9 protein-coding genes are annotated in these 7,575 nt (G+C 38.9%); 8 read left to right on the top strand and 1 reads right to left on the bottom strand.

What is annotated here, in order from left to right; all coding sequences use genetic code 11:
• The first annotated feature begins 52 nt into the window (after positions 1–52).
• Genes fdh3B through T391_RS0103240 form a run of 7 tightly spaced genes read left to right on the top strand, consistent with a single transcriptional unit; the run spans position 53 to position 5,123 of the window.
• On the top strand, positions 53–685 hold the full coding sequence (gene fdh3B, locus T391_RS0103270) for a formate dehydrogenase FDH3 subunit beta (protein ID WP_027326613.1): 633 nt from the start codon (positions 53–55) through the stop codon (positions 683–685).
• Positions 686–694: 9 nt separating this feature from the next.
• Positions 695–1,708, top strand: a complete 1,014-nt coding sequence (locus tag T391_RS0103265) for a formate dehydrogenase subunit gamma (protein WP_027327135.1) — start codon at positions 695–697, stop codon at positions 1,706–1,708.
• Entirely contained in the window at positions 1,696–2,484 is a 789-nt protein-coding gene (gene fdhD / locus T391_RS0103260; RefSeq protein WP_034583659.1) for a formate dehydrogenase accessory sulfurtransferase FdhD, read from the top strand. The genes T391_RS0103265 and fdhD overlap by 13 nt, the downstream gene beginning before the upstream one ends.
• A gap of 35 nt (positions 2,485–2,519) precedes the next feature.
• Positions 2,520–3,587 (top strand): aminofutalosine synthase MqnE, encoded by a 1,068-nt coding sequence (gene mqnE, locus T391_RS0103255; protein WP_027327133.1) that lies wholly within the window; start codon positions 2,520–2,522, stop codon positions 3,585–3,587.
• A 12-nt stretch (positions 3,588–3,599) separates the two neighbouring features.
• Positions 3,600–4,046 carry a phosphoribosyltransferase gene (locus T391_RS0103250; protein ID WP_027327132.1) on the top strand — a complete coding sequence of 149 codons (447 nt, stop codon included), beginning with the start codon at positions 3,600–3,602 and terminating at the stop codon, positions 4,044–4,046.
• Entirely contained in the window at positions 4,043–4,486 is a 444-nt protein-coding gene (locus tag T391_RS0103245) for a glycosyltransferase family 2 protein (protein WP_027327131.1), read from the top strand. The genes T391_RS0103250 and T391_RS0103245 overlap by 4 nt, the downstream gene beginning before the upstream one ends.
• Positions 4,440–5,123: a hypothetical protein gene (locus T391_RS0103240; RefSeq protein ID WP_027327130.1), complete on the top strand. Its 684-nt coding sequence runs from the start codon at positions 4,440–4,442 to the stop codon at positions 5,121–5,123. The genes T391_RS0103245 and T391_RS0103240 overlap by 47 nt, the downstream gene beginning before the upstream one ends.
• Here T391_RS0103240 and T391_RS0103235 read toward each other — a convergent pair.
• Positions 5,120–5,686 carry a DedA family protein gene (locus T391_RS0103235; protein WP_027327129.1) on the bottom strand — a complete coding sequence of 189 codons (567 nt, stop codon included), beginning with the start codon at positions 5,684–5,686 and terminating at the stop codon, positions 5,120–5,122. The genes T391_RS0103240 and T391_RS0103235 overlap by 4 nt on opposite strands.
• A 175-nt stretch (positions 5,687–5,861) precedes the next feature.
• Here T391_RS0103235 and T391_RS08385 point away from each other — a divergent pair, with 175 nt between their 5' ends.
• Positions 5,862–7,559: a hydrogenase small subunit gene (locus T391_RS08385; protein WP_051420569.1), complete on the top strand. Its 1,698-nt coding sequence runs from the start codon at positions 5,862–5,864 to the stop codon at positions 7,557–7,559.
• Positions 7,560–7,575 lie beyond the last annotated feature (16 nt).

Below are 7,575 nucleotides of genomic sequence, written 5' to 3'. Positions count from 1 at the left end.
CCCGAAACCAAATGCGGTCTATGCCGTATAGAAAAAGCATAAGGAGGAGTAAATGAGTGCATTAACTTCTGGAGGTTCAACCCTCCAAAGTCATTCAAGGATCAAATTCTATTGTGATGAGGATCGATGCATTGATTGTCATGGATGTGATGTGGCTTGTAAAGAAGCTCATCATCTTCCTGTAGGAATCAATCGCAGAAGAGTTGTCACACTCAATGATGGGATTGAGGGCAAAGAGAAAAGTATCTCTATTGCCTGTATGCATTGCTCTGATGCTCCTTGTGCCAAAGTCTGTCCAGTGGATTGCTTCTACATTAGAGAAGATGGGATTGTCTTGCATGACAAAAAGACTTGCATTGGATGTGGTTATTGTCTCTATGCCTGTCCTTTTGGAGCACCACAATTCCCTAAATCTGATGTCTTTGGTTCTCGTGGAACGATGGATAAATGTACATTCTGTGCAGGAGGTCCTGAAGAGACACATTCTGAAGAAGAATACAAACTCTATGGACAAAACAGAATCGCTGAAGGAAAAGTTCCGATGTGTGCTGCAATGTGTTCAACAAAAGCACTTTTGGCTGGAAGCAGTGAAGAGGTGAGTGAAATCATCCGTCATCGTGCTATTGCTAGAGGAAGTGGAACTCCAAAGATTCCTTATACTTGGTCCAAGGCTTATGGCGATTAAGGAGAAGAGATGAGAGTATTGTTGTGTGTATGCTTCTTGCTCTTTGCCTTTGGTGTGAGTAAAGAAGTCAAAGAACCCATTGATTTCTCTCCCAACACTCATATCTATGGAGTGAAACAAATTGAGCAAATCAAAAATTGGGGAGTTGATTCCCCAACAGCTGGAGTAGTCAGTGGAAGTGTGAGAGAGATGCAAGGATTGACTATAGGGGTTTTGGGAAATGGAGAACCCATCAAAGGGATTGAGGGTGTCACTGGATTAGGTGAGCTCTTCACCCTTTTACAAAACAAATTCTTTGCTCCCATTTTCTTGGCAATCATTATTCTTGTGCCCTTAGCTTTTGCAACACATCTAATGATTTTCAAATCCAAGAGCTTCTCTCATGGAGTGAAATACAAAATCTTCTCCAATTACAACATCGCAATCCATTGGCTTGCTGCTGTGCCTTTTATTGTGATTTGTATCACTGGACTGATTATGGTGTTTGGAGCAAAGCTTGGTGGAGGGACATTTGTCAGACTGGCTAGAGATTTACATGGGATTGCAACCATTGGATTTACCATCTTTGGTCCTTTGATGTTTTTGATGTGGGTGAAGGCAAGCTTGCCTAAAGCTTATGATCTCAAATGGCTTTTGATGCTAGGAGGCTATCTCACAAAAGGCAAAAGCATCTCCACTCCCATTCCTTCTGGACAATTTAATGCTGGGATGAAGATGTGGTTTTGGACTTGCACTGTGGGAGGATTTATCATGATTGCTACAGGTGCACTTCTTTACTTTCAGCTTGCTCCCATCAATGCTCTAAGACTTAGTGCCATTATTCACAATGTCTTAGGATTTGCCATCATTGCTTTACTCATCACTCATATCTATATGTCTGTGTTTGCAATTGAGGGAGCATTGGGAGCGATGATTGATGGAAATATGGGGGAGGAAGAGCTAGCGATCTTGCATTCTTACTATTACAAAGAATTACAAGAGAAGGGGAAATTGGAGGGGATGAGGGTTCAATGCACTCACTAATCAGCCACATCCCCATTCTCAAGCTCTATAGGCATCACTCTCCAAAAAGTGAGGAGGATGCCATCATCAAGGAGGAGAGAGTATCGTTTTTTCTCAATCGCAAAAAGATTCTCTCTTCCATGTGTATTCCTTCTCATCAGGATGCACATATCGTGGGATTTTTGCTTAGTGAAGGAGTTTTGGAACATATTGATGAAGTCCAAAATATCTCAATTTCTTCTGATGGATTAAGCGTCTATCTTGAAGCAAAAATCTCAGAAGAAAATCTTGCCAATCTCCACAAGGAAAAAACACTTACATCAGGATGCTGTGTGGGAGTAACAGCCAATTTTGAAGGCAAGATTGTTGAAAAATTTCTTGAATCTCAAAACAAACTTCGCACACAAATCCTCTGGGATACTCTTGATTATTTTGAAACAAACAATGTTTTATTTAAGCAGACAGGCTGTGTCCATCGTGCGATTTTATGCAGTCTTGAAGGGAAAATCATCTTTGATATTTTAGATATTGGAAGACATAATGCTGTTGATAAGGTCATGGGTTTGGCAGCAATCAATAGACTCAATCCACATGATCATTTTTTATTTGTCAGTGGAAGATTATCTCTTGAAATGATTATCAAAACCGTTATGCATGAGATTCCAATCGTGATTTCCAAAGCCTCCACAACCAAGACAGCTATCCAAGCTGCGCAAAAACTAGGTGTTACCCTCATTGGATTTGCACGAGATGAGAAATGCAATATCTACACTCACCCCTCAAGAATCCTGCTTTGATTTGATAAAATAACGCATTTTTTTGAAGGTTTCCCATGGATATTCTCACTCGTTTAGAAAATGGTGAAGAGCTTGATGCAAGCACACTTGCCAAGCTTTATCAATATGATCTTTTTACACTTGGCGAGATTGCAGATCAAAGACGCAAATCTCTCTATGGTGATAAAGTTTTTTTCAATATCAACCGCCATATCAATCCAAGCAATATTTGTGCAGATGTGTGCAAGTTTTGTGCATTTTCAGCAAGTCGCAAAAACCCCAACGCATATGAAATGAATCTTGATGAGATTCTTAAAATCGCACAAAATGCGCACAACAAAGGTGCAAAAGAAGTGCATATCGTAAGTGCTCATAGTCCCAACTATACTTATCAATGGTATATGGGAATGTTTAAGGAAATCAAAGCAGCATTCCCCTCTCTCCACATCAAAGCGATGACAGCTGCAGAGGTAGATTATTTTTCACGCCGTTTTGGCAAAAGCTATGAAGAAGTGCTAGCTGATATGGCAGAACATGGGGTAGATTCTATGCCAGGAGGTGGAGCGGAGATCTTTGATGAATCTGTGAGAAAAATCATCTGTCATGGCAAAGTCAAATCCAATGAGTGGCTAGAAATCCACTCACTTTGGCACAAAATGGGAAAATATAGCAATGCTACGATGCTCTTTGGACATATCGAAAACCATGAGCATAGAATCGATCATATATTGCGCCTCAAAAAAGCCCAAGAATCTAATCTCCAAGGGGGATTTAATGCTTTTATTCCCCTTCTTTACCAAAGAGAGAATAACTATCTCAATGTCAAATCTTTCCCAAGTGCCCAAGAGATTCTCAAAACCATTGCAATTGCCAGAATCTTGCTGACAAACATCTCCCATATCAAAGCCTATTGGGCGACCTTGGGACTAAATCTTGCCTTAGTAGCGCAAGAATTTGGGGCTGATGATATTGATGGAACCATTGAAGTGGAGAGCATCCAATCTCGTGCTGGAGCCAAGAGTGCCTCAGGAGTGGAGCTTGCTGAATTGGTTTATAAAATCAAAGATGCTGGATTTAGGGCGATTGAGAGAGATAGCCTTTATCATGAACTTAAGGAATACTAAGAAAGGAAAGACATGCAATACTACTCATATCAAGAATTTTTAAAAGATGCTCGGACACTATTTGATAAGGTCGATTCTCGTGTAGGCAAACCTGATGCGATCATTGCAATCGCACGAGGGGGATTGACACTTGCACATATGCTCTCATTAAGATGGGATCTGCGTGAAGTCTATTCTCTCAATGCAATCTCTTATGATGGCAATAAACAAAAAGAGCTCATCATCAAAAATATCCCCACAATCGATAAAAGTTTCAAAAAGATTCTGATTGTAGATGAGATTGTTGATAGTGGTAAAAGTCTTCATAAGATTGTAGAGATTTTAAAAGATCAAAATCCTTCAGTGCACTTCCATACAGCTGTGATTTTTCAAAAACAATCTGCTGAAATCAAGGCTGATTTTTCGATTCGTGAACCATTGGATTGGATTGATTTCTTCTGGGAAAGGGATATGTTTTGATTCCTAGCAAAAATCAAATGCCTCATTCTCAGAGCATGATCCCATTTCTCACCATCATTCTCCCCACATACAATCGTGCTAAGCTCATCAAAAGAAGCATTGACTCGATTCTGTCTCAAGATTTTAAAGATTTTGAGCTTTTGATCATTGATGATGGCAGTACTGATCATACACCTGAGCTTTTGCAAGAATATGAGGATGAGCGTATTAAAATTTTTACAAAGTCAAATGGCGGAGTGTCTTCTGCGAGGAATCTTGACTTAAAGCATGCCAAAGGAGAATATATCACTTTTATTGATAGTGATGATTATATTTTGCAAGGATTTTTTCAAGATGCATGGAAATTATTGAGGGGGGGGGGGGATAGATGTTTTGATTTATGGGGGGAAGATATTGCCACAAATCCAGATTGCAGAATTATTCTCAAATCCCAAACATAAAATAATCAATGATTTTGAGTTGATTTGTGATAAAAATTTCATTTATGAGTATTGCTCATTTCTGGGCAATCCTTGGGCTTGTGCCAAATTTATCAAAAAAGAATTGATTACCAAAAATCAGATTTGTTTTGATGAGAGCATCCACTATGATGAGGATTTATTATTTAATCTCAATTTTCTTTATCATGCTCAATCTGTTGGATTATGCAAAAAATTATTTTATATGTGCGATACCTCCACTCAAAGTCTATGCAGAGGAGTTTCAAAGAATACAAAAATACAGAATCTTTTGATGGGATATGAGAAAGTATGTCTTTCCATACAAAATCAACAAGTTTTAAAATATTGTGCTTTTATGTATTTTTCTCATCTGCTTATGTATTTTGGACCATTAGACTTTCTTAGAAAAACAAATCAGCAAAAATTTTTAAATCTTTTGAAGCAGATTCCAATCAATCTCTTAGAAACAAATAAAATTTATAGACTAATAAAAACTAAAAAATACAATGCTAATTTTTACACTAGACTCATCATCATGCTAGCCATCAATAGCAGCTTGAGAAAAATAAGTCGGCTTTTTGATCTCCCACTTCTAAAGGCTCTCAAACCAAAACTTAAACTATTTTTACAAACTTAACTCTTTCTATTTTTTGCTTTAAATTTCATCACGATCAAAATCAAACCAACAATACAAGCGAAACCTAGCGGCATCACATAAGGGTAGTCTTTGATTCTTTCAAATATACGAATTGCTAAATTTGAAGCAAAAAATCCACCAAACCCCATCGCAACCCCCCATATCACACTAGCCAATGTATTCCAAATAGAAAACTTTACAAAAGGATATTTACTCACTCCTACAACCAAAGGTAATAATGTCTTGAATCCATAAATGTATTTATTGACAAAAATGAGCAAGATTCCATAACGCTTAAGCCAAATATGGACAAGCGCGACTTTACGCCGATGCTTTTGGAGATATTTTTGAAAATCTTTCTTCTGATAGCGTCCAAGATAAACTAGCAATGTGCTTCCAGCGATATTCCCAAGTGAAGCGATCACTATACTCAAGGTCAGATCCATTTTTCCCAATGCCGAGATCACTCCAGCAGCGACGATCCCTACAAATCCCCCACCAAAAGAATAAAAAAATAAAAAAATATAGCCATAAGTTTCAAGATTGCTAATCATTTCTTGCATTTTGTTCTCCCACAATGACTCTTGAGGATGTATTCTACCTTTTCAAATTGTCCATTGAGAAAATGTTATTTTTTGTTACATCTATTCAAATTACTCCCTCAAATCCCGCTTGCTTCTGTGCCCTGCGATCAAAAATCCAATTATGATTCCAATCTGAATCACCAAGGAGAGAAACATGGAAGAAATCATCGCCCAACGCCTACAAGCCCTCAAACACACCTATGCAAACCCAAGAGAGTTTAGCGATCAGGAGAAAGAATGGATCAAAAATGCTATCAATCTTTTGGGTTTACCCAAAGAGCTTTTGGAGAGCTATTATGAGATCCTAAGCTATTCTCATCTCAAAGTCATTTGGCTTCATATGGAAGAATGCTCTGGATGTAGCGAGAGTGTTCTTATGAGCTCTGATTTTAGTTTCGAGCGCTTTGTGGTGGATTTTATGCAGATTCAATACCATGATATGCTTATGGCCAATAGTGGGCATCAAACCAAACAAACACTTAAAGAGTGCATCGGACACGATCCTTATGTGTTGATCGTGGAGGGCAGCATCTCAGAGGAAGGCGATCTGTTTTTGACCCTTGGAGCAGAAGCTCATAGTGGGGCTCATGAGTGTAGAGAGTTGGCTAAAAATGCCAAATTTATCGTAGCTGTAGGATCTTGCTCTTCTTTTGGAGGGATCCAAGTCGCCCACCCCAATCCAACCAAAGCCAAACCTCTCTCAGAAATCATCCATAAACCCACGATCAATATCGCTGGATGCCCTCCAAGCGATACCAACATCTGCGCTACTTTACTCTATCTAGCCATCACTGGGCAAACTCCTCCATTAGATGAATTCAATCGTCCATTATGGTCTTATGGCAAAAGTGTCCATGATTTGTGTGAGAGGAAAGGGGCATTTGGAGCGGGGGAATTTGTCCAAGAGTTTGGAGATGAGGGATCAAAACTAGGATATTGCCTCTACAAAGTCGGGTGTCGTGGTCCTTATGTCTATAATAATTGTGCAAAAGTGAAATTCAACTCCAAAATGAGCTGGCCTATCCAAGCAGGACATGGATGCATCGGCTGTAGTGAGCCAAATTTCTGGGACAATATGGGAAAATTTGAAGATCCGATGGGAAATGATATCCCCAAACTCAAAGAGGGCAAAGAATATCTTCCCAAGCTTGCAAGCTATACTCATATCCCCAAAATAAAAGACTTGAAAGAGTTTGAAGATTATTGCAAAGAAGAAAATCTCAACCATACTCTCATGATCGGACTAAATTATGAGCAAGATTCGTTGCTATATTCTTACATAGAGGGAGAATGCAAGGATATCAGTGGCTTTAGCTTTGAATCAAGTCCTAGAGTGCTTTTTGACACACTAGCGACCAAAACCAAAATCGGTGGAAAACTCGCACAAAACTATTTCAAAGCTTTTCCTAGCAAAGAAAGCTTCATTCAAACTCTAAGCCAAGAGGGCAAAATGAGTGGAAATCTGTGTGATATGTTTGGCGTGGTTTGCACACTTTTGGGAGAAGATAGACTCTATTCAAATGCCGAACTTACACCAATCGCTGAGGCATTCATCCACAACTATGCAAGCAAATATGCGATGAAATTTAAGGCAGATTCTGAAGGAAAATACAATGTGGATTTCTCCAAATTCTTAAATCCTGTGTTTTCCTATGCTGTGGGTGGATTGGATCTCTATGGAGTCTGTTATGGAGTGCTTGATAGTTATGCTGAGAGCTTTGGGGAAATCGCGGGTGGATATGAGCACATTATTTTGTGTGGGGATGTGTTTGCAAAAGAGATCAATCTCTTCACACAAAAATTCCTCCAATATGGAAGAAATAAGCGATTTTATTTGGCCTTGGGGGAATAACAATCTAAAAACTCAT

The organism is Helicobacter pametensis ATCC 51478 (genome assembly GCF_000518225.1).
GTDB lineage: Bacteria > Campylobacterota > Campylobacteria > Campylobacterales > Helicobacteraceae > Helicobacter_G > Helicobacter_G pametensis.
This window is presented reverse-complemented; position numbering and strand designations above follow the sequence as displayed.